The following is a 22,155-nucleotide window of genomic DNA, read 5'->3' as shown; positions in this document are numbered from 1 at the left end:
GACAGTGCGGCATGGGCCAGGCAGCGCGCGCCGCCGGTCGACGCCCCTGTGGAGAAGCACCGTCCGCAGCCCCTTGCGCTATACCCCCTAGGGGTATATCGTGCGTGCATGAGCGGGACGCAGGGGAACCACCAGCATCACGACCACGGCCAGGGCCACGAGCACGCGCAGGACCACGGGCAGCACGGCGCGACGCCGGCCGTCACCGCCGAGCACGCGGGCCACGCCGCGCAGCCGGCGCACTCCGGCCACGGCGACCACGCCCCGGGCAACCACGAGGGCCACAGCGAGGGCCACGCCGACGGCCACATGGGGCACGCCGGCCACGGCGACCACGTCGCCACCTACCGGCGGCTCTTCTGGGCGATGCTCGTGCTCGCGGTGCCGACCGTGCTGCTGAGCGGCATGTTCGCGATGATCGTCGGCTACGACCTGCCCGACTGGCCGTGGCTCGCCTGGGTCTCGCCGCTGCTCGGCACCGTCATGTACGTGGTCGGCGGGCGACCCTTCCTCACCGGCGCCGTCGAGGAGCTCCGCGCGCGGAAGCCCGGGATGATGCTGCTCATCGGCCTCGCGATCACCGTGGCCTTCGTCGCGTCGTGGGCGGCCACGCTCGGCATCGCCGACCACCAGCTCGACTTCTGGTGGGAGCTCGCGCTGCTCGTCGCCATCATGCTGCTCGGCCACTGGCTCGAGATGCGCTCGCTCGCGCAGACCTCCTCCGCGCTCGACTCGCTCGCCGCGCTCCTGCCCGACGAGGCGGAGCGCGAGGTCGACGGCGGCACCGAGCGCGTCGCCCCCGATGCGCTGCGCGTCGGCGACGTGATCGTCGTGCGCCCCGGCGCCCGCGTGCCGGCCGACGGCGCGATCGTCGGCGGCGCCGCGAGCTTCGACGAGTCGATGATCACGGGCGAGTCCCGGCCGGTCGAGCGCGGCGTGGGCGACCGCGTCGTCGCCGGCACGGTCGCGACCGACTCCGGCGTGCGGGTCGAGGTCGACGCGACCGGCGACGAGACCGCGCTCGCCGGCATCCGCCGCCTCGTCGCCGAGGCGCAGGCCTCCTCGTCGCGGGCGCAGCGGCTCGCCGATCGCGCGGCCGGCTGGCTGTTCTGGTTCGCGCTCGCCGCGGCGGCGATCACCGCCGTCGTCTGGTCGATCGCGGGCATGCCCGACGACGCAGTCGTGCGCGCGGTCACCGTGCTCGTGATCGCCTGCCCCCACGCGCTCGGCCTCGCGATCCCGCTCGTCGTGTCGATCGCCACCGAGCGCGCGGCGCGCGGCGGCGTGCTGATCGCGGACCGGCTCGCCCTCGAGACGATGCGCCGCGTCGACGTCGTGCTGTTCGACAAGACGGGCACCCTCACCGCCGGCGAGCCCGCGGTCGTCGAGGCGCACGCGGTCGACGGCGACGTCGACCGGCTGCTGCGGCTCGCGGCCGCCGCAGAGTCGCAGAGCGAGCACCCGCTGGCCCGGGCGATCGTGCGCGCGGCCGAGCACGGCGCGCTCGACGTGCCCGGCGCATCCGACTTCACCTCCTCCCCCGCCGTCGGCGTCACCGCTGCGGTCGAGGGCAGCACGGTGCGGGTCGGCGGCCCGCACATGCTGCAGGAGGAGGGCGCCGACGAGCTGCCCGAGGTCGAGCCGTGGCGGGACGCCGGCGCGATCATCCTCCACGTCATCGTCGACGGCCGGGTCGCCGGTGCACTGCGGCTCGCCGACGAGATCCGGGCCGAGTCGCGGCAGGCGGTGGATGCGCTGCACCGGCGGGGCATCCAGGTCGCGATGGTCACGGGCGACGCCGACGCCGTCGCGCAGGCGGTCGCGGCGGAGCTCGGCATCGACCGCGTCGCCGCCAACGTGCGCCCAGAGCACAAGGAGCGCGAGGTGGCGCGGCTGCAGCAGGAGGGGCGCACCGTCGCGTTCGTGGGCGACGGCGTCAACGACGCGCCCGCGCTCGCGCGCGCCGACGTGGGCCTCGCGATCGGCGCCGGCACCGACGTGGCGATCGCCTCGGCCGACGTGATCCTCGCGAGCTCCGACCCGCGCAGCGTGCTCTCGGTGGTGGAGCTCTCGACCGCGAGCGCCCGCAAGATGGTGCAGAACCTGTGGTGGGCGGCGGGCTACAACCTCATCTCGGTGCCGCTGGCCGCGGGCGTGCTCGCGCCGCTCGGCTTCGTGCTGCCGATGTCGGTCGGCGCCGTGCTCATGTCGCTGTCGACGATCGTCGTGGCGTTCAACGCGCAGCTGCTGCGGCGGCTCGACCTCGACCCGGCAGCCAGCGCCGCTCGATAGCGTGTCGCGCATGATGCGCACCAGACCGCCGCTGCAGGGATCGTTCGGAGCCGTCGCCTCGACGCACTGGCTCGCCTCGTCGAGCGGCATGGCCGTGCTCGAGCGGGGCGGCAATGCCGCCGACGCGGCCGCGGCCGCCGGCTTCGTGCTGCACGTGGTCGAGCCGCACCTGAACGGCCCCGGCGGCGACCTGCCGGCGATCGTGCGGCTCCCCGGCCAGGAGCCGCAGGTGCTGTGCGGCCAGGGCGTGACGCCCGGCGCCGCCACGATCGAGCGGATGCGCGCCGAGGGCATCGCGCACATCCCCGGCACCGGCCTGCTCGCCGCCGTCGTGCCGGGCGCGGTGCCCGCGTGGCTCACGCTCGTGCGCGACCACGGCACGTGGGCGCCGGCCGACGTGCTCGCGTTCGCGATCGAGCTCGCGGAGCGGGGCCACCGCGTGCTGCCGCGCGTCGCGCGCACCATCGCCGGCCGCGCCGACTTCTTCCGCGAGCACTGGGCCGCCTCCGCGGCGCTCTGGGCCGACCCGGCCCCCGAGGCATGGGACGTGGTGCGCAACCCCGCGCTCGCCGAGACGTACCGCCGCCTCGCCGACGCCGGCCGCGGCATGGGGCGCGAGGCCGCGTGCGACGCGGCGATCTCGGCGTGGAGCGAGGGCTTCGTCGCCGAGGCCGTCGACCGGCACGGGCGCGAGGCCGCGATGGACTCCTCCGGCGACGCGCACCAGGGCCTCCTCACCGGCGACGACATGGCCGCGTGGCGGCCCACGTGGGAGCCGTCGCTCGCGATGCCCTGGCGCGGCACGACCGTGCACAAGGCCGGCGCGTGGACGCAGGGCCCGGCGCTGCTCGAGGCGCTCGGCATCCTCGAGCCGCTGCTCCCGGAGCGCGCGGACGCCTTCGACGCCGACATCGTGCACGCCGCAGCCGAGGCGATGAAGCTCGCGCTCGCGGACCGCGACGCGTGGTTCGGCGACGGCGCCGACATCTCCGGCCTGCTCGACGACGCCTACCTCGCCGAGCGGCGGGCCCTCATCGAGCAGGCGGCGTCGCTCGAGCTGCGGCCCGGCGCGCTGCGCGGCGAGCCGCGGATGCCCGTGGTCGGCACGGCGGGCGCGGCGCCGAAGGAGGCGGGCACGGGCGAGCCCACCCGCGGCGACACGTGCCACATCGACGTCGTCGACAAGGACGGCATGGTGATCTCGGCGACGCCCTCCGGCGGCTGGCTGCAGTCGAGCCCGACGATCGCCGACCTCGGCTTCTGCCTCGGCACGCGCGCCCAGATGCTCTGGCTCGAGGACGGCCTCGCCACGAGCCTCGCCCCGCGCATCCGCCCCCGCACGACCCTGTCGCCGACGATGCTGGTCGACGACGACGGCGCGACCGCGGCGCTCGGCACGCCGGGCGGCGACCAGCAGGACCAGTGGCAGCTCACGATGCTGCTCGGCATGCGGGTGCTCGGGCTCGACCCGCAGGCGGCGATCGACGCCCCCTCGTGGCACGTGACACACCTGGTGTCGTCGTTCGAGCCGCGGGTGTGGGAGCCGGGCGGGCTGCACGTCGAGTCGCGGCTCGGCGACGACGTGCTCGCCGAGCTCGCGCGCCGCGGGCACGTGCTCACGGATGCGGGCGCCTGGTCGCTCGGACGGCTCTCGTTCGCGTCGCACGAGCCCGACGGCACGATCCGCGCCGCGTCGAACGCGCGCGACGAGCAGGGCTACGCGGCGCTGCGCTGAGGCGGCCCGCTAGCCTCGGGAGCGCGACGACCCGAGGAGACGACACGATGCAGGCACGCACCCGACGAGCGCGCACAGGGCCGGCGGCGGCGCGATGGGCGGCGGTCGCGCTCGCCGCGACGCTCGCGATCACGGGCTGCGGGCCGCAGTCGGAGCCGCTCCCGACGCCGACCGCGACGCCGAGCCCGACGGCGGTCGCCCCGACGCCGACGGCCGCGCCGAGCCCGACGCCCACGGCGCCGGCCGACCCGCTCCCCGACGGCGCGGTCACCGCGCTGCTGCTCGGCACCGACTCGCGCACGCCCGGCTCGATGACCGGCAACGCCGACGCGATCATGGTCGCCCAGATCTCGGCCGACCGCGACACGCTGACGCTCGTGTCAATCACGCGCGACTCGTGGGTGCAGATCCCCGGCGCCGGCGCTGGCAAGATCAACGCCGCGTTCGCGATCGGCGGCACGCCCATGATGCGCGACACCGTCTCGCAGCTCTTCGGCGGGCTCGAGATCGACTACGTCGTGCAGGCCGACTTCGAGGGCTTCATCGCGCTGACCCGGGCGCTCGACGGCTTCGACGCGGCCAACCAGCACCCGACCCAGGTGACGGTCAACAGCACCGGCCGGGTCGTCGACTTCACCGCCGACCCGGTGCACCTGTCGGGCACCGACGGCCTCATCTACGTGCGCCAGCGCAAGGGCCTGCCCGCGGGCGACCTCGACCGCGCGGAGCGGCAGCGCGCCGCCGTCGCCGGCATGCTCGAGCGCATCGACGAGATCGCGACAGCCGACCCGGCTGCGCTCCCCGAGCTCTTCAGCCACTTCGCCGGCCGGCTCAAGATCACCGGCGAGCTGAGCATCGAGGACATGGTCGCGCTCGCGAGCCTCAGCCAGGAGCTCGAGCGCGACGACGTCGTGAGCCTCATGGCGCCCATCACCGGCTTCGGCACGCAGGGCGGGCAGTCGGTGAACGTCGTCGACACCGCGCAGACGGCCGCGCTCGGCGATGCGCTCCGCGCCGGCGACATCCAGCCCTACGTCGACGCGCACGGCACGGGGTACGTCCCTTGATGTAACGCTGTTCCCAAACCTGCCGCGGCGCCGCTAGCCTGAGCGCGGACTCGGCAGGGGGCGATGATGCGAGCACGCGGCGCAGGGGCGCGGATGCGCCGGCTCGGCCTGGTCGCGGTGGTCGCGGTGGTCGCGGCGACGGGTTGCGGCCCCGCGCAGCCCTCCCCCACGCCGACCGCCGACGCGCGCGCGACGGAGTCGCCGACGGCCTCCCCGGCGCCCACCTCCGAGCCCTCCCCGACGCCGACCCCGACCGCGACCGCGACGGCCGATCCGCTCCCCGAGGGGCCGGTCACCGCCCTGCTGCTCGGCACCGATGCGCAGGAGCCGGGCAGCTGGGGCGGCCGGCCCGACACGATCGTCGTCGCGCAGCTCTCCGCCGACCGGCAGACGCTCGCGCTGATCTCGGTCACGCGCGACTCGTGGGTGACCATCCCGGGCGTGGGCGAGGCGAAGATCAATGCGGCGTTCCCGGCCGGGGGCACCGAGCTGATGCGGACGACGGTGTCGGAGCTCTTCGGCGGGCTCGAGATCGACTACGTGGTGCAGGCGAACTACGAGGGCTTCGTCAGCCTGATCGAGGCGGTCGACGGCTTCTGGGTCGAGAACCGCAACCCGTCAGTCGCCCGGTTCGTGGACGGGGCGATCGACGGCGGCGCGAGCCGCTACTACGACTTCACCGCCGACCCCCTGCTGCTCGACGACGGCGACGGCATCTACTTCGTGCGGCAGCGGATCGACCTGCCCTACGGCGACCTCGACCGCGCCGAGCGGGCGCGCGCCTCGATCATCGGGCTGCTCGAGCGCCTCGACGAGCTGGCCGCCGACCCGCCGGCGCTCACGGCGGCGCTCGTCCACATCGCCTCGGCCGTCCGCATCACGGGCGACCTGCAGATCGACGACATGGTCGCGCTCGCGGCCCTCAGCCAGGAGCTCGAGCGCGACGACATCCTCTGCCTCATGGCCCCGCTGGCCGGGTTCACCGGCCGCGCCGGGGCATCCGTGAACATCGTCGACGCGCCGCGCACCGCCGCGCTCGGCGAGGCGCTGCGCGCGGGCGACGTGCGCGCGTACGTCGCCGCCCACGGCGACGACTACGCGCCCTAGGCTCAGGCGAAGAGCTCGGAGATCTCCTCGACGGTGCCGGCGTCGAGCTCGCCGCGGCCGGCAGCCGCGTTCTGGGCGATCTGCTCGGGTCGGGTGGCGCCGGCGATGACGCTCGTGACTGCGGGCTGCGCGAGCAGCCACTGGAACGTCACCTCGAGCATCGTCGAGCCCGTGCGGGCGACGATGCGCTCGTACTCGGCCATGCGGCTCCAGTCCGTCTCCTCGAGCACCTGCGGCTTGAGGCGCGTGAGGCGGGCGTCGTCGGGGCCGGAGCCCTGCGAGTACTTGCCCGTCAGGAGCCCGTTGGCGAGCGGGAAGTAGGGCAGGAAGCCGAGGGCGGCCTCGCGCACCGCCGGCAGCACCTCGCGCTCGACGCCCCGGGAGACGAGCGAGTACTCGTCCTGCGCCGAGACGAACCCGTTCGGGCTCTCGACGGCTGCGGCGGCGGCGATCTGCTCGGCCGAGAAGTTGGAGTGGCCGTAGGCACGGATCTTGCCCTCGGCGACGAGCTCGTCGAGCGCGGCGACCGTCTGCTCGATCGGCGTCGACGGGTCGGGCGTGTGCATCTGGTAGAGGTCGATGTGCTCGACCTGGAGCCGGCGCAGCGAGGCCTCGACCGCGCTGCGGATGTACTGCCGAGCGCCCTTCGCGCCCCACGTCTCGGTGCCCTCGATCGCCAGGCCGCTGTGGCCCCACTTCGTCGCCAGCACGACCTTGTCGCGTGCGGCGCTACCGGCCTTCTGCAGGGCGACGCCCATGAGGGTCTCGGAGGTGGTGGCCGGGTTGCCGTAGATGTCGGCGGTGTCGAAGAGCGTGATGCCGTGGTCGATGGCCGCGTGGATCACGGCGTCGGTGCCGGCCTGGTCCTCGGTGCGGGTGCCCTTGCGGCCGAAGTTGTTGCAGCCGAGGCCGATGGTCGAGACCTCGATGCCGGAGCTTCCCAGTGTGCGCGTCATGCCCTCCACCCTAGGCGGCCTCGTCCTCGGTTCCGGTGTGCGCCAGCCGCTGGCCGGTCGCTACCCGGGCCCCGCGCCACAGCCTCGCACCGGCTTGGGCGGCTGCGTCGCCGCGATGGTCTGCGCGACCTCGTGCAGCCACTCGACGTCGCTCAGCCGATCGTCGTCGACGATGCCGTAGGGCTTCGAGCCGGGGTACGCCTCGCCGCGCGGGAGCGCCGCGGTGAGCTCCTCCGCCTCGGGCACGAGCTTCAGCAGCAGCGTGTCGTCGCAGATGAAGCCGAAGATCCGGTCGTCGCAGTAGATGGCGTGCTCGCCGAACATCGCGCGCAGCCGCACGGGCAGCGGGTCGAAGGCCTCCTGGATGCACTCCAGCGTCTCGGGTGCGTTCGGCATGCTCAGATGCTCCGGCCTGGCGCCGACGAGGGCAAGGTCAAGGCCGGGATGTGGTCCGGCGGATGCGCCCACTCGGGTGGCGCCTCGCCTGGCGGCCCGCCGTCGTCCGGCAGCGTGCCCCAGGGCGCGGCCGCCTCGGCGAAGCGCGGGCCCTGCGGCTCGGGTTCGTCGCGGATGGCCTTCCCGAGGGGTGTCGTCCACTCGAGCACCCCGTCGGGCAGCTGCCGGACGCTCCATCGTGTCGAGTGCTTCATGGTGTGGTGCCTGCGGCACAGGTGCGCCAAGTTGTCGATGCTGGTCGGCCCGCCGGCGGCGTGGTCAATCGTGTGGTCGAGGTCGGCGGGGGCGACGGGGTTCGCGCAGCCGGGCCAGCGGCAGCGGCCATCCCGTGCTCTCAGCCAGCGCCGTTGCGCCCGGGTGGGCGTGTAGGTGTCGACGGTGACGGGCAGCCCCGTCACCGGGTGGGTGAAGAGCCGCTCCCACGTGGTGGTGTCCGCGGCGAGCGCCCGCACGGTGGCGGAGTCGACGAGGATCCTGCCGTCGAGCAGCGCGGGGAAGCGCAGCTGCGGCTCGGCCGCGTCGTCGGTGTCGCGCAGCAGCTCGGTCGCGGGCATCGTGATCGCGATGGTGGCCGTCAGCGCGTTGGTCGCGTGCAGGTCGTCCGGCGTCTGGCCGGTGAGGAGCAGCTCGCTGAACGCGTCGGCGCGGAACTGGTCCCAGGTGCGCGCGTCGTCCTTCGGCTTCGATCGGGCCGCCTGCGTGAGCCGGTCGAAGATGCCCGCGCCGACGACGGCCGGGACGCGGGCGCCGATGTCGACCATCCCGTCGCCGGCGTCGACCATCCACATGTCGCGCCGCTCCATCGCCGCCCGGTGCCGCTGCTGCAGCGGCTGCGTGAGCGCCCGGTCGACGATCCGCTTCGACCGCGACCGCAGGCGCGCGGGCGTGGTCGTCTCCGCGATCGCCACCAGCTCCGCCTCCACGCGGGCGCGCTCTGCCGGGTCGGCGTCCACGTCGATGCGCAGCGGGTGGGTGGCCTGCTCGATGACGCGCAGGTGGCCGGCGGAGATGCGGCCGGCCTTGTGCGCCTCGTGCGCGGCGGGCAGCTCGGTCACCGTCTGCCACGCGGCGGTGATCCGCCGCTCGACGGCCCGGTCGGACTGTCGCAGCTCGGCCGCGAGCAGCGACGCCGCCTCCCGCAGCGCGGTGACGACCTCGCCGCCCTCGTCGCGGACGCGCTGGAAGCGCGCGGCGAGCAGCTCCCGCTCCCGCGCCTCGAGTCGCGCCCGCTGCGCCTGCAGCGCCTTGATCTGGCCGGTGAACTGCTCCTCGCGGCGCAGCCTGGTCGCCCGCTCGGACTCGGCCGGGCCGGGCAGCTCGGGCACGCGCATCCGGCCCTCGACGACCGCTTCCAGCTCGTCGGGCGTGAGCGCAGCGAGCCGCTCGCCCCAGTCGCGGTCGAACGCCGCGAGCTCGTCCTCGAGCTCGGCCGCCGTGCGGCCGTACGGGTCGATCGCGCCGGCGCGGATCGACGCGATGTAGTCCTCCGCGTCGAGGCCCCAGTCGCCGTCCATGCAGGCATGGAACCACGGGGCACTGACATGGCATCCGCCCCCATCCGCTGGTCGAGGAGGCCGGCGGAGCCGGCCGTCTCGAGACCACCCAGACGCCGGCCGCACGTGGTCTCGTGACGCGAGCGGGCTGCGCCCGCGCGCTCCTCGACCAAGCGGGATGGGGAGCGGGCGGGCACGCTGCGGAGTGGTCTCGACTCGCGAGGCCGCCTGCGGCGGCCGCGCGGCTCGACCAGCGGTGGAGGCGGCCGCGCGGCTCGACCAGCGGTGGAGGCGGCCGCGCGGCTCGACCAGCGGCGTGGGAGCGGCGGCGCCGCGGCTCGACCAGCGGGGTGGAAGCGGCGGCGCCGCGGCTCACCAGCGGGGAGGAGGCGGCGGCGACGCGGCTCGACCAGCGGAGAGGCGCCGGCGGATGAGGGTCAGAGGGGCTGCAGCGCTCCGGTGCGGGCGAGCACCTCGACCGCGAGCGTCTTGTAGCCCTCCTCGTCGAAGAGCACGGTGATGCGGTCGCCGTCGTCGCTCACGACGCCGCCCTCGCCCCACGCCTCGTGCCGCACGCGCTGGCCGACGTGCCAGTCGTCCGCTCCCCCGGCGGCCCCGTCGGCGGCCGCGCGCGCCTCCTCGACCCGCGCCGCCGAGCCCGAGCGGCACGTGTCGCACGCGCCGCACAGCTCCGGCAGCTCCTCGCCGAAGTAGCCGAGCAGGTAGCGGCGGCGACATCCGCCGGTCTCGACGTAGCCGCGCATCATCTCGACCCGCGACCGGTCGACGCGGCGCCGCGCCTCGGCGATCTGCGCCGCCTCCTCGACCGCGGGCCGCACGGCGCCCGCGCTCCAGACGAGCTCGCCCTCGTCGGTCGTCTCGACGGCGCCGACCTGCTCGAGCAGGTTCACGGCCGCGGTGAGCCGGCTCGCCCCGACCTCGAGCCGCTCGCGCAGGCGCGCCGGCGGCACGGGCTCCTTCGCCCGTCGCACGCGCGAGGCCACGGCCGAGAGCATCTCCTCATCGGCGGTCCCGCCGGTGCGGAAGCGGTGCAGCCCGAAGTCCTCCTGCCGGTGCAGCAGCGCCGCGAGTGCCGGCTCGCCGTCGCGGCCGCTGCGCCCGATCTCCTGGTAGTAGGCGTCGAGCGAGTCGGGCGGCGCGGCGTGGAGCACGAACCGCACGTCGGGCTTGTCGATGCCCATCCCGAACGCCGACGTCGCGGCGACGACCTCGGCGCTCCCGTCGCTGAACGCGGCGTGCACCCGCTCGCGCTCGGCGCGCGCCATCCCGGCGTGGTATGCCTCGGCACGAACCCCGGCCGCGACCAGGTCGGCCGCGTAGCGCTCCGCGTCCTTGCGCGTCGCGACGTACACGAGGCCCGGCTTCGCCTCGGCGACCGCTCGGGCGACGAGCGCCTCGCGCCGCTCGTGGTCGTCGCTGTGCCGCTGCACCTCGAGGAAGATGTTGGGGCGGTCGAACCCGCGCACCACCTGCCGCGGGTCGCGCATGCGCAGCCGCTCCACGATCTCCTCCCGCACGGGTGGTGCGGCAGTCGCCGTCAGCGCGACGGTCGTCGGATGCCCGAGCGCCTCGACGACGTGCCCGAGCCGCAGGTAGTCGGGCCGGAAGTCGTGGCCCCACGCCGACACGCAGTGCGCCTCGTCGACGACGAGCAGCGATGGCCGCAGCTCGCGCAGCCGCTCGAGCACCTCGTCGCGGGCGAGCTGCTCGGGCGCCAGGAAGACGAACTCCGCCTCGCCGGCCTCGAGCTCCTCCCACGCCTCGCGGTGCTCGCCGACGCGCTGCGACGAGTTCACGGCGACCGCCGGGTCGGCCCCGAGGCCCTCGAGCTGCTCGACCTGGTCGTGCTGCAGCGCGATGAGCGGCGAGACGACGACCGTCAGCCCGTCGAGGAGCTTCGCGGCGAGCTGGTAGATCGCCGACTTGCCGTGCCCGGTCGGCATGACGGCGAGCACGTCATGGCCGTCGAGCAGCGCCCGCACGGCCTCGGCCTGCCCTGGCCGGAGGCTCGGCCAGCCGTAGCCGCGCGCCGCCTCCAGGATCCGCTCGTCGACCGCCTCCTCCGCGTCGGGGCCGGCATCGTCACGGATGGTGCGGACAGGCATGCAGCGATGCTAGATCGGCCGGCTGATCACGACCTGCACCGCGGGCCCCTCAGCGCGCGGCGACGAGCCGCGGGTCCTGCACGACGAGCCGCAGGCCGCCCTCGGCGCGCGTGAGCGGCACGTCGGCCGACGCCGCCCACGCCACGAGCGCATCCGCCGACGGCGCCTCGACGCCCGCCAGCGCGAGCGAACGCACGAGCGCGCCCTTGCCCGCCTTGTTCCAGTGGTTGAGCGCCCTGCCATCGGGCGAGACGATCTCGACGGGCACCGCGCCGGCGACCGGCGCCACGGCCGCGTACGCCTTCGAGCGCAGGTCGAGCGCGAAGCCCTCGATCGCGTCGCCCGCTCCCGACCACAGCTCGCGCATCCGCTCCCCCGGCAGGCGCGTGTGCTCCGACACCTTGTAAGCCGGGATGCGGTCGGATGCGCGCACGAAGCCGAGCAGGGCCGACTGGATCACGACGTGGGCGTCGACCCAGTCGCGCGCATCGGCGTCGAGGGATGCGGCGCCCAGCGCGTCGTAGAGCACGCCCGTGTAGCGCTCGATCGCCGGCATCGTCGGCGCATCGCGCACAGCGGCGTTGTCGGCGGCGGCGCGCGCCTTCGCGGGCGTCGAGACGTCCTGGCCGGCGGCGACGAGGCGGTCGAGGGCCGCGAGGGCCCGGGAACGGGCGACGGCCAGCCCGGGGAACCCCAGGCTGGCCGTCGACAGCGGCTCCGCCGTCCCGCCTGCCGCCTTCGTCTCGCTGGGCGGCAGCAGGACGATCACGCGAGCTTTGCGTTCCTGGCGACGATCTCCACGCGGTCGTGGTCGACCGACAGGAAGCCGTCCTCGGCCTCGACGCTGTGCACCGTGCCGGTCGAGTCGGTGACGCGCACCTGACCCTCGGCGAGCACGGCCAGCACCGGCTCGTGGCCCGTCAGGATGCCGATCTCGCCCTCGGTGGTGCGGGCGATGACCTGCGAGGCCTCGCCCGACCACACCTCGGAGGCGGCCGACACGATGCTGACGGTCAGAGCCATCAGCCGTTCTCCTTCTGGATCTGCGCCCACTTGGCCTCGACGTCCGAGATCGCGCCGACGTTGAAGAACGCCTGCTCGGCCACGTGGTCGAACTCGCCCTTGGCGATCGCGTCGAACGACTCGACGGTCTCCTTGAGCGGCACGGTCGAGCCCTCGACGCCCGTGAACTTCTTGGCCATGTAGGTGTTCTGCGAGAGGAACTGCTGGATGCGGCGTGCACGCGACACGACGATCTTGTCCTCCTCGGAGAGCTCGTCGACACCGAGGATGGCGATGATCTCCTGCAGCTCCTTGTTCTTCTGGAGGATCTGCTTGACGGTCGTCGCGACGCGGTAGTGGTCCTCGCCCAGGTAGCGGGGGTCGAGGATGCGGCTGGTCGACGTGAGCGGGTCGACGGCCGGGTAGAGGCCCTTCGACGCGATCTCGCGGCTCAGCTCCGTCGTCGCGTCGAGGTGCGCGAACGTCGTGGCCGGGGCCGGGTCGGTGTAGTCGTCGGCGGGCACGTAGATCGCCTGCAGCGAGGTGATCGAGTGGCCGCGCGTCGAGGTGATGCGCTCCTGGAGGATGCCCATCTCGTCGGCGAGGTTCGGCTGGTAGCCGACGGCGCTGGGCATGCGGCCCAGCAGCGTCGAGACCTCCGAGCCCGCCTGCGTGAAGCGGAAGATGTTGTCGATGAACAGCAGCACGTCCTGCTTCTGCACGTCGCGGAAGTACTCCGCCATCGTCAGCGCCGACAGGGCCACGCGCAGACGCGTGCCCGGCGGCTCGTCCATCTGGCCGAAGACGAGGGCGGTCTTGTCGAAGACGCCCGCCTCCTCCATCTCGTGGATCAGGTCGTTGCCCTCACGGGTGCGCTCGCCGACACCGGCGAACACCGAGACGCCGCCGTGGTCCTGCGCGACGCGCTGGATCATCTCCTGGATGAGGACGGTCTTGCCGACGCCGGCGCCGCCGAACAGGCCGATCTTGCCGCCCTGCACGTACGGCGTCAGCAGGTCGATGACCTTGATGCCGGTCTCGAACAGCTGCGTCTTCGACTCGAGCTGGTCGAACGCGGGAGCCTTGCGGTGGATCGACCAGCGCTCGGTGACCTCGATCGTCTCGCCCTCGCCGAGGTTGAGCGCCTCGCCGATGACGTTGAAGACCTTGCCCTTGGTGACGTCGCCGACGGGGACCATGATCGGGTCGCCGGTGTCGCGCACCTCCTGGCCGCGGACGAGGCCGTCGGTCGGCTTCAGGGCGATGGCGCGCACGAGGTCGTCGCCGAGGTGCTGCGCGACCTCGAGCGTGATCTCCTGCGGCTCGGTGCCGTCACCGAAGTCGACGGTCGTCTTGAGCGCGTTGTAGACGGGCGGGATCGCGTCGTGCGGGAACTCGATGTCGACGACGGGACCGGTCACGCGGGCCACGCGGCCGACGCCGGCCTGCCGCTGCGAGACCTCGGGGGTGTCAGTGATGGTCATGGTGCTTGCCTTTCGTGGCTACTTCGCCGAGGCGAGGGCGTCCGCGCCGCCCACGATCTCGGAGATCTGCGTCGTGATCTCGGCCTGGCGCGCGTTGTTGCGCAGGCGGGTGTAGTCGGTGATGAGCTTGTCGGCGTTGTCGGAGGCCGACTTCATGGCCTTCTGCGTCGCCGCCTGCTTCGCGGCGGCCGACTGCAGCAGGGCGTTGAAGATGCGGCTCTCGACGTACACCGGCAGGAGCGCGTCGAGCACCTGTGCGGGCTCGGGCTCGAACTCGTACAGCGGGAAGTGCTCCGCGCTCTCGGCGCTCTCGGCCTCGACGACCTCCAGCGGCAGCAGCCGCACCGAGGTGGGCTCCTGCGTCATCATGCTGACGAAGCGGTTGTAGACGATGTGGATCTCATCGACCTGCTCGGAGACGTACGCCTCGAGCACCGCCTCGGCGATCTCCTGCGCGAGCTCGGGGCTCGGCGTCTCCGACTGCCCCGTCCACGCCTGGATGGACGCGCGCTTGCGGAACTTGAAGTAGCCGACGGCCTTGTTGCCGACCAGGTAGTGGTCGACCTCCTTGCCCTCGGACTCCAGCTTCACCCGGAGCTCGCTCGCCTCGCGGATGATCTGCGAGTTGAACGCGCCGGCCAGGCCGCGGTCGCTCGTCAGCACGACGATCGCCGCGCGCTTCAGCTGCGGACGCTCGACCGTGAGCGGGTGCGCCTCGTTGGAGTACGTGGCGACCGCGCTCACGGCGCGCGTCAGCGCCCTGGCGTACGGCGTCGACGCGTGCACGCGTGCGAGCGCCTTCTGGATGCGCGATGCAGCGATGAGCTCCATCGCCTTCGTGATCTTCTTGGTCGTCTGCGCAGACTTGATCTTCTGCGTGTAGACCCGGAGCTGGGCTCCCATTCCGCCTCCTCAGCGAGCTCGCGTCAGCGACGGCCCTTGACGATCTGCTCCTGGTTGACGTCCTCGACCATGGGGTTGTCGGACTCCGTGCCCGGGTCGGTGATGCTCGACTCCGGCTTGCCCTGCCAGTTCTTCACGAACTCGTCGACCTCGGACTCGAGCGTCGCGAGCGTCGCGTCGTCGAGCACGTTGGTCTCGCGGAGCGTGCCGAGCACCGAGCTGTTGCTGCGCAGGTGCTCGAGCAGCTCGGACTCGAACTGCAGCACCTGGTTCACGGGCACCGTGTCGAGCTTGCCGTTCGTGCCGGCCCAGATCGAGACGACCTGCTCCTCGACGGGGTACGGCGAGTACTGCGGCTGCTTCAGCAGCTCGGTCAGGCGCGCGCCGCGCTCGAGCTGACGGCGCGAGGCCGCGTCGAGGTCGGAGGCGAACATCGCGAACGCCTCGAGCGAGCGGTACTGGGCGAGCTCGAGCTTCAGCGTGCCGGAGACCTTCTTGATCGACTTGACCTGCGCGTCGCCGCCGACTCGCGAGACCGAGATGCCGACGTCGACCGCGGGGCGCTGGTTGGCGTTGAACAGGTCGGACTGGAGGAAGATCTGGCCGTCGGTGATCGAGATCACGTTGGTCGGGATGTACGCCGAGACGTCGTTGGCCTTCGTCTCGATGATCGGCAGACCGGTCATCGAGCCCGCGCCGAGCTCGTCGGAGAGCTTCGCGCAGCGCTCGAGCAGACGGGAGTGCAGGTAGAACACGTCGCCCGGGTAGGCCTCGCGGCCCGGCGGGCGGCGCAGCAGCAGCGACACGGCGCGGTAGGCCTCGGCCTGCTTCGACAGGTCGTCGAAGATGATCAGGACGTGCTTGCCCTCGTACATCCAGTACTGGCCGATCGCCGAGCCGGCGTACGGCGCGAGGTACTTGAAGCCGGCCGGGTCGGACGCGGGCGAGGCGACGATGGTGGTGTACTCCATCGCGCCGGCCTCCTCGAGGGCGCCCTTCACCGAGGCGATGGTCGAGCCCTTCTGGCCGACGGCGACGTAGATGCAGCGCACCTGCTTGTTGACGTCGCCCGAGTCCCAGTTGGACTTCTGGTTGATGATCGTGTCGATCGCGATCGCCGTCTTGCCCGTCTGGCGGTCGCCGATGATCAGCTGGCGCTGGCCGCGGCCGACCGGGATCATCGCGTCGATCGCCTTGATGCCGGTCTGGAGCGGCTCGTGCACCGACTTGCGCTGCATGACGCCGGGCGCCTGCAGCTCGAGGGCGCGGCGGCCGCTCGAGGCGATCTGGCCGAGGCCGTCGATCGGGTTGCCGAGCGGGTCGACGACGCGGCCCAGGTAGCCCTCGCCCACGGGGACCGAGAGCACCTCGCCGGTGCGGGTGACCTCCATGCCGGCCTCGATGCCGGCGAACTCACCGAGCACCACGACGCCGATCTCGGACTCGTCGAGGTTCTGGGCGAGGCCCAGCGTGCCGTCCGCGAAGCGGACGAGCTCGTTGGCCATGACGCCGGGGAGGCCCTCGACGTGCGCGATGCCGTCGGCGGCGTCGATGACGGTGCCGACCTCGGCCGTCGTCGAGGCCGAGGCCTCGTAGGACGAGACGAAGTCGGCGAGTGCGTCCTTGATCTCGTCGGGGCTGATGGTGAGCTCTGACATGTGTCTTCCTCTGGTGGGCTGTCGACCTAGCCGAGCTTCAGGCGCAGGTCGGTGAACTTGGAACGGACGGTGCCGTCGATGACGTCGTCGCCGATCGCGACGCGCAGGCCGCCGAGGACGGCCGGGTCGACGATCTGCTGGAGCTGCAGGGCGCGGCCGTACTGCCGCTCGAGGCCGACGCGGAGTCGGTCGAGCTGCGCCGCGGGGATCTCGCGGGCCGTCGTGACGGTCGCGAGCGAGCTGCCGGAGGCCTCGGCCACCTGCTTCGCGGTGCTGCGCAGCCGCTGGCCGATGCGACGGCCGCGGGGCGCGCGCACGAGGTGATCGAGGATCGAGGCGGCCGCCTCGCTCGCCCGGCCGCCGAGCAGCCGCTCGACGAGCGCAGCCTTGGCGTCGGCGGAGCCGAGCAGGCCGCCGAGCGCGAGCTCGAGCTGCGCGTCGGAGGCGACGGTGCGCTCGAACGAGGCGATCTCGCCGGCGACGTCGGCCTGCGACGAGCGCACGGCGATGCGGATGGCCGCGTCGTCGATGCCCGCGAGCAGGTCGGCGGGAGCGGACCAGCGCTGGCGCGCGAGGTGCGCGACGATCGCGACCGCAGGTGCTCCGAGCTGCCCGAGCACGCGCGCCGCGAGGGCCGCGCGAGCGTCGGGCGTCGAGGCGGGGTCGGCCAGCGACGAGAGCACCTGGGGGCTCCGCTCGATGGCGCGCGACGCCCGGAACAGGTCGCGCGCGTCGTCGATGCCCGCGTGCGGCTGCGCGCTGACAGCGCCCTCGATGCCGGCTCGCGCCTGGCTGGTCGCGCTGCCCACTAGCGGGTCGCCGTGTCGTGCTCGAGGTCGGCCAGGAAGCGGTCGACGATCGCTGCGGAGCGCGCGTCGTCCATCGACTCGCCGACGACCTTCTCGGAGAGGCCGAGGGCGAGCGTGCCGACCTCGGTCTTCAGCGAGCTGAACGCCGCCTGGCGCTCGGCCTCGATGCGCTGGTGCGCCTGGACGGTGATGCGCTCGGCCTCGTCGATGGCGCGAGCCTTGAGGTCGGCCTCGATCTTGGCGGCGTCGGCGCGAGCCTGGTCCTTGATGCGACCGGCCTCGGCGCGAGCCTCAGCGAGCTGGGTGTTGTACGACTCCAGCGCTGCAGCGGCCTCGGCCTGAGCCTCCTCGGCCTTCTTGATGCCGCCCTCGATGGCAGCGGCGCGCTCGTCGAGCAGCGCCTGCATGCGCGGGAGGACGACCTTCCAGAAGATCAGCAGGAGGACGACGAAGATGACCGCCGACCAGATGATGTCGTACGGGGTTGGAAGGAGCGGGTTCGGCGTTGCTTCCCCCGCATCTTCCACGAGGAAGAGAGGAGTGGTGAGCATCAGTGGCTCAGGCCGTCATGAAGAAGTACGTGGCGATGCCGATGAACGCCAGCGCCTCGGTGAAGGCGATGCCGATGTACATGAGCACCGTGAGGCGGCCCTGCAGCTCGGGCTGGCGAGCGACCGACTCGATCGTCTTGCCGACGACGATGCCGACGCCGATGGCCGGGCCGATGGCCGCGAGGCCGTAGCCGACGGTGCCGATGTTGCCGCTGATCTCGGCGAAGATGGTCGTGGCGTTGTCCACGGTGTTTCCTTTCTGCGGTTCCGGTTGCCCGGAAGGGTCAGTGCTCTTCAGCCAGCGCGAGCTGGATGTAGACGGTGGTCAGGAGGGCGAAGACGTAGGCCTGCAGCACGGCGACGAGGATCTCGAAGAGCGTGAAGGCGAACCCGAAGGCGAGCGTTCCCACGCCGAAGAGCGTGTAGAAGCCGCCGGCCGAGAAGAAGAAGAACTGCGTGGCGGCGAAGAACAGCACGAGCAGCAGGTGCCCGACGACCATGTTCATCATGAGTCGGAGCGTCAGCGTGATCGGGCGCAGCACGAACGTCGAGACGAACTCGATCGGCGTCACGATGATGTAGAGCGCCTTCGGCACGCCCGGTGGGAACAGCGCGTTCTTGAAGAAGGCGCCCGGGTGCTTCTTGACGCCCGCGTAGATGAAGGCGCCGTACGCGACGAGCGCGAGCAGCAGCGGCACGCCGATGACGCCGGTGCCGGCGATGTTGAGGAACGGCACGATGCCCGTGATGTTCATCGACAGCACCATGAAGAAGATGGTGGTGATGAGCGGCAGGAAGCGCTTGCCGTCCTTCTCGCCCAGCAGGTCGTAGGCGATGCCGTCGCGGACGAAGCCGAGGCCCATCTCGACGATGCTCTGCCCGCGCGTCGGGATCAGGCGCATCCGCCGCGTGCCGAGCACGAAGATCAGGATGATGACGAGCGCCGACAGCATGCGGATGAGCATGATGCGGTTGATGCCGAAGATCGGCTCGTCGCTCCCGAACCACTCGATCGTCGGGTCCGCGAACAGCATGATGTCCGGGAAGAAGTCCGCGATCGACGGCGGGTGGAACGGCTCGGGCTCGGTTCCAGCGGCAGCCAGCGGCGTCAGCAAGGCGTTCAGCGTCTCTTCCTCAACCTCAGGGCGCCTGGCGCCGGTTCGACGTCGTCGATCCCCCTCGCGCGGACACGCTCGAAGCTGAGCGAGGCAGTGGGGGGAACGGCTACGACACTATCAGAGAGGTCGGCTGCGACCGACACTCCCGGGGCCTCCATCAGGCGCGCGCACCGGACGCGGGGCGGCCCTGCGTCTCGTCGTCGGCGTCGCTGTCGATCGTCGGCTGCCGGCTCGTCATGATGACCACGCAGTCGATGACGAGCGAGCCGATGACCGCCGCCACGAGCGCGCCGAAGGCGACGCCGCGGTGCAGCCAGTCCTGGTCGCCGAGCACGAACACGAGCACGATGAACAGCACGAACTTCAGCAGCCAGCCGCCCAGCACGATGCCGAAGAAGGCGCCCGAGATCATGGCGCCCTTCGAGACCTTGAAGGCGAGCAGGATGCTCGCGGCGGTGAGCATGCAGAAGACGATCGCGAGGGCGGTGCCCACGAGCGCCGAGGCGACCCCGGCGCCGGCGGCGAGCAGCCAGCCGACGATCCCGCCCACGACGGCCACGGCGGCGGCGAGGATGCCGCCCCACAGCAGGATGCGCTGCATGATCTGGTTGGTGGTCACCGGGATTCCCCCTGGTCGATGCTGGTCTCGACGCGGGCGTCGATCGTGGTCGGCTCGAGTCCCCTGCGAGCTGCACGGCGCTCGCGCAGCACGCGCAGGAACGTGCGCCACACCCTGCGGCTGACGGGCGCCGCCGTCAGCAGGGCGCACACGATGAACCCGACCGCCATGATACCGACGGCCACCCACCAGGGCTGCATGAGGAACACGAGGCAGCCGACCGAGACGACCGCCGTCCACGCGTAGAAGATGAGCACCGCGCCGAGGTGCGAGTGCCCCATGTCGAGCAGCCGGTGGTGGAGGTGCTTGCGGTCGGCGGCGAAGGGGCTCGAGCCGTTCAGGAGGCGCCGCACGACCGCGAGCACGAAGTCCGTCAGCGGCAGCAGCAGGATCGCGAGCGGCAGCAGCACCGGGATGAACGCGGGCAGGATCTGGCTGCGCCCGCCCATCGTGCCGATGTCGATCTGCCCGGTGACGGCGATGGCGCTCGCGGCGGTGAGGAGGCCCAGCATGAGCGCGCCGCCGTCGCCCATGAACATGCGCGCGGGATGCCAGTTCACCGGCAGGAAGCCGAGGCACACGCCGACGATGATCGACGTGATGAGGCTCGCGAGCGAGAAGTAGGCGTTCTGCTGCCCGAGGTTCTGGCTGATGATGAAGATGTAGCCGAAGAACGCCGTCGAGCCGATGATCGTGGTGCCCGCGACGAGGCCGTCGAGCCCGTCGATGAAGTTCAGCGCGTTCATCACGAGCACGATGATGAGCACCGTCAGCATGATCGCCGTGGTCGCCGACGGCACCGTGATGCCGGCGATCGGGAGGCTCACGATCTGCACGCCGAAGAGCGCGACGCCGGTGGCGACGAGGATCTGCGCGCCGAGCTTCAGCATCCAGTCGAGGTCGACGAGGTCGTCGAGCACGCCGATGCCGCAGATCGCCACCGCGCCGGCCAGCAGCGTCCAGATGCGGGCGGGCTCGGCGAAGACGCCCGAGAGCTCGGGGATGAGGGCGGCGACGCCGAACGCGCCGAGCACGCCGATGCACATCGCCACCCCGCCGAGGCGCGGTGTGGGCCGCGAGTGCACGTCGCGGTCGCGCACGGGCGGGTGGATGCCGTGCTTGAGCGCCACTGCCAGCACCACGCGCGTCGCGACGAAGGTCACGACCGCCGCGACCGCGGTGATGAGCAGGAAGATCACGGCGTCACTCCGGGGCGAGCAGCTCGCCGAGCGCGACGGCGACGGTCTCCCGCGGCAGCACGCCCTGGCGCACGATGCGCACGACGCCCTCGGTGGAGCAGTCGAGGATCGTCGAGCCGTTCTGCTCCCCCGGCGCCGCGCTGCCGCCGACGGCGCCCGCGTCGAGCACCGCGGCGACGCGGTCGCCGAGCATCTCGGCGGCGGCTGCCGCCTCGGTCGGCGCCGGCATGCCGTGGAGGTTGGCGCTCGAGACCGCGAGCGGCCCCGTCTCGCGCAGCAGGCCGATCGCGATCGGGTGGTCGGGCACCCGGATCGCGACGGTGCCCCCGGTGTCGCCGAGGTCCCAGGTGAGCGAGGGCTGCGCGCGCAGGATGACGGTGAGGGGGCCCGGCCAGTGCGCGTCGAGCAGCGGCTCGATCGCGGCGGGCACCGACTCGGCGAGCGCGGTGGCCATGTGCCGGTCGGCGACGAGCACGGGCGGCGGGAAGCCGCGGTCCCTGCCCTTCGCCGCGAGCAGGCCCGCGACGGCGCTGTGCGAGAACGCGTCGGCGGCGATGCCGTAGACCGTGTCGGTCGGCATCACGATGCACTGGCCGGCCGCGATCGCCGTCCGCGCCGCGCGCACCCCGTCGAGCAGGGATGCGGGGTCGGAGCAGTCGTAGATCGTGGCGGCCACCCCGCAATCGTAGTGCCGCCCGGGAGCGCCCGCCGGGGCCGTCAGCGGACGGCGGAGGTGACGCGGTCGCGACCCGTCAGGTCGACCCGCGTGCGCGCATCCGTGAACCCGGCGTCCTCGAGCATGCCGCGCACGGCGGCCGACTGGTGCTCGGCGTGCTCGACCGCGACGATGCCGCCGGGGGCGACGAGGTCGGCCGCGAGCGGCGCGAGGTCGCGGATGAGGTCGAGCCCGTCGGCGCCCGAGTAGAGCGCGCCGTGCGGATCGAAGGCCCGCACCTCGTGGTCGGCGGGCACGGATGCGGCCGGCACGTAGGGCGGGTTCGACACGAGGGCGTCGAGGGAGCCGGGCTGCACCCCGACGGCCGCGAGTGCCGCGACGTCGCGCGCGTCGGCGTGGAGCAGCACAGTGCCGGGCGCGAGCTCGGCGATGTTGCGGCGGGCCCAGACGTAGGCGGCGGGGCTCTGCTCGACGGCGACGACCCGGGCTCCGGCCTCGCGCGCGAGCGCGATCGCGACGGCGCCCGTGCCGGTGCCCACGTCGAGCACGAGCGGCGAGACCGTGCCGCGCACGTGCTCGAGCACGACGTCGACGAGCAGCTCGGTCTCGGGCCGCGGGGTGAAGACGCCTGGCCCGACCCGCAGGTCGACGTGCCGGAACGGCGCGAGGCCCGTGATGCGCTGCAGGGGCTCGCGAGCCTCACGGCGCGCGACGCCGTGCGCGAAGCGGGCCAGCGCATCCGCCGGGAACGAGCGGCCCATCGCCATGTCGACGCGGATCTCGCCGAGCCCGGTGCCCGCGGCCCACGCGGCGAGCAGCTCGGCGTCCGGGCCCTCGATGCCCGCGGCCGAGAGCCGCGTGCGCGCCTGCCGCACCGCATCGCCGACCGTCGGTTCCGTCACGG

21 protein-coding genes are annotated in these 22,155 nt (G+C 72.9%); 4 read left to right on the top strand and 17 right to left on the bottom strand.

The window, feature by feature from the left end:
* Nucleotides 1-108 precede the first annotated feature (108 nt).
* From FQ330_RS10280 to FQ330_RS10265, 4 genes are all read left to right on the top strand, one after another.
* Nucleotides 109-2,292 (top strand): heavy metal translocating P-type ATPase, encoded by a 2,184-nt coding sequence (locus FQ330_RS10280; RefSeq protein WP_146357299.1) that lies wholly within the window; start codon nucleotides 109-111, stop codon nucleotides 2,290-2,292.
* A gap of 10 nt (nucleotides 2,293-2,302) precedes the next feature.
* Nucleotides 2,303-4,027: a gamma-glutamyltransferase family protein gene (locus FQ330_RS10275; protein ID WP_146357297.1), complete on the top strand. Its 1,725-nt coding sequence runs from the start codon at nucleotides 2,303-2,305 to the stop codon at nucleotides 4,025-4,027.
* A gap of 47 nt (nucleotides 4,028-4,074) precedes the next feature.
* Nucleotides 4,075-5,094: an LCP family protein gene (locus FQ330_RS10270; RefSeq protein ID WP_146357295.1), complete on the top strand. Its 1,020-nt coding sequence runs from the start codon at nucleotides 4,075-4,077 to the stop codon at nucleotides 5,092-5,094.
* Nucleotides 5,095-5,187: 93 nt separating this feature from the next.
* A complete protein-coding gene (locus FQ330_RS10265; RefSeq protein WP_192575920.1) occupies nucleotides 5,188-6,201 on the top strand; it encodes an LCP family protein in 1,014 nt (337 codons plus the stop codon).
* Nucleotides 6,202-6,203: 2 nt separating this feature from the next.
* On the opposite strand, the gene FQ330_RS10260 is transcribed toward FQ330_RS10265, so the two are convergent.
* From FQ330_RS10260 to prmC, 17 genes are all read right to left on the bottom strand, one after another.
* Nucleotides 6,204-7,157, bottom strand: a complete 954-nt coding sequence (locus FQ330_RS10260) for an aldo/keto reductase (RefSeq protein ID WP_146357291.1) — start codon at nucleotides 7,155-7,157, stop codon at nucleotides 6,204-6,206.
* Between the two features lie 60 nt (nucleotides 7,158-7,217).
* On the bottom strand, nucleotides 7,218-7,553 hold the full coding sequence (locus tag FQ330_RS13350; RefSeq protein WP_192575919.1) for a TfoX/Sxy family protein: 336 nt from the start codon (nucleotides 7,551-7,553) through the stop codon (nucleotides 7,218-7,220).
* Between the two features lie 2 nt (nucleotides 7,554-7,555).
* Entirely contained in the window at nucleotides 7,556-9,127 is a 1,572-nt protein-coding gene (locus FQ330_RS10250) for an HNH endonuclease signature motif containing protein (protein ID WP_146357287.1), read from the bottom strand.
* A gap of 416 nt (nucleotides 9,128-9,543) precedes the next feature.
* The gene (locus tag FQ330_RS10245) at nucleotides 9,544-11,232 is read right to left on the bottom strand and encodes a RecQ family ATP-dependent DNA helicase (protein WP_146357285.1); all 1,689 of its coding nucleotides are present in this window, start codon (nucleotides 11,230-11,232) and stop codon (nucleotides 9,544-9,546) included.
* 49 nt (nucleotides 11,233-11,281) lie between these two features.
* Entirely contained in the window at nucleotides 11,282-12,001 is a 720-nt protein-coding gene (gene yaaA / locus FQ330_RS10240) for a peroxide stress protein YaaA (RefSeq protein WP_146357283.1), read from the bottom strand.
* Entirely contained in the window at nucleotides 11,998-12,255 is a 258-nt protein-coding gene (locus FQ330_RS10235; RefSeq protein WP_128190156.1) for a F0F1 ATP synthase subunit epsilon, read from the bottom strand. Before FQ330_RS10235 ends, yaaA begins: the two co-directional genes overlap by 4 nt.
* Nucleotides 12,255-13,718 (bottom strand): F0F1 ATP synthase subunit beta, encoded by a 1,464-nt coding sequence (atpD, locus tag FQ330_RS10230; RefSeq protein ID WP_128190155.1) that lies wholly within the window; start codon nucleotides 13,716-13,718, stop codon nucleotides 12,255-12,257. The genes FQ330_RS10235 and atpD overlap by 1 nt, the downstream gene beginning before the upstream one ends.
* A gap of 18 nt (nucleotides 13,719-13,736) precedes the next feature.
* Nucleotides 13,737-14,621, bottom strand: a complete 885-nt coding sequence (locus FQ330_RS10225) for a F0F1 ATP synthase subunit gamma (protein ID WP_146357281.1) — start codon at nucleotides 14,619-14,621, stop codon at nucleotides 13,737-13,739.
* Between the two features lie 23 nt (nucleotides 14,622-14,644).
* On the bottom strand, nucleotides 14,645-16,279 hold the full coding sequence (gene atpA, locus FQ330_RS10220) for a F0F1 ATP synthase subunit alpha (protein WP_146357279.1): 1,635 nt from the start codon (nucleotides 16,277-16,279) through the stop codon (nucleotides 14,645-14,647).
* 26 nt (nucleotides 16,280-16,305) lie between these two features.
* Complete coding sequence (locus FQ330_RS10215) at nucleotides 16,306-17,088, bottom strand: F0F1 ATP synthase subunit delta (protein WP_146357277.1); 783 nt, start codon at nucleotides 17,086-17,088, stop codon at nucleotides 16,306-16,308.
* Nucleotides 17,088-17,639, bottom strand: a complete 552-nt coding sequence (locus tag FQ330_RS10210) for a F0F1 ATP synthase subunit B (RefSeq protein WP_146357275.1) — start codon at nucleotides 17,637-17,639, stop codon at nucleotides 17,088-17,090. Before FQ330_RS10210 ends, FQ330_RS10215 begins: the two co-directional genes overlap by 1 nt.
* 7 nt (nucleotides 17,640-17,646) lie before the next feature.
* The gene (atpE, locus tag FQ330_RS10205; protein WP_128190150.1) at nucleotides 17,647-17,886 is read right to left on the bottom strand and encodes an ATP synthase F0 subunit C; all 240 of its coding nucleotides are present in this window, start codon (nucleotides 17,884-17,886) and stop codon (nucleotides 17,647-17,649) included.
* A 37-nt stretch (nucleotides 17,887-17,923) separates the two neighbouring features.
* On the bottom strand, nucleotides 17,924-18,673 hold the full coding sequence (gene atpB, locus FQ330_RS10200) for a F0F1 ATP synthase subunit A (RefSeq protein ID WP_128190159.1): 750 nt from the start codon (nucleotides 18,671-18,673) through the stop codon (nucleotides 17,924-17,926).
* A gap of 241 nt (nucleotides 18,674-18,914) precedes the next feature.
* Nucleotides 18,915-19,376 (bottom strand): hypothetical protein, encoded by a 462-nt coding sequence (locus FQ330_RS10195; RefSeq protein WP_225792804.1) that lies wholly within the window; start codon nucleotides 19,374-19,376, stop codon nucleotides 18,915-18,917.
* Complete coding sequence (locus FQ330_RS10190) at nucleotides 19,373-20,575, bottom strand: MraY family glycosyltransferase (RefSeq protein ID WP_128190149.1); 1,203 nt, start codon at nucleotides 20,573-20,575, stop codon at nucleotides 19,373-19,375. Before FQ330_RS10190 ends, FQ330_RS10195 begins: the two co-directional genes overlap by 4 nt.
* Nucleotides 20,576-20,579: 4 nt before the next feature.
* On the bottom strand, nucleotides 20,580-21,251 hold the full coding sequence (locus FQ330_RS10185; protein WP_146357273.1) for an L-threonylcarbamoyladenylate synthase: 672 nt from the start codon (nucleotides 21,249-21,251) through the stop codon (nucleotides 20,580-20,582).
* Nucleotides 21,252-21,292: 41 nt separating this feature from the next.
* Nucleotides 21,293-22,153, bottom strand: a complete 861-nt coding sequence (gene prmC, locus FQ330_RS10180; RefSeq protein ID WP_225792803.1) for a peptide chain release factor N(5)-glutamine methyltransferase — start codon at nucleotides 22,151-22,153, stop codon at nucleotides 21,293-21,295.
* Nucleotides 22,154-22,155 lie beyond the last annotated feature (2 nt).

This window comes from Agrococcus sediminis (assembly GCF_007923295.1).
GTDB classification, from domain to species: domain Bacteria; phylum Actinomycetota; class Actinomycetes; order Actinomycetales; family Microbacteriaceae; genus Agrococcus; species Agrococcus sediminis.
Note: the sequence above shows the minus strand (reverse complement) of the source record. Positions and strands in the feature narration are given on the sequence as shown.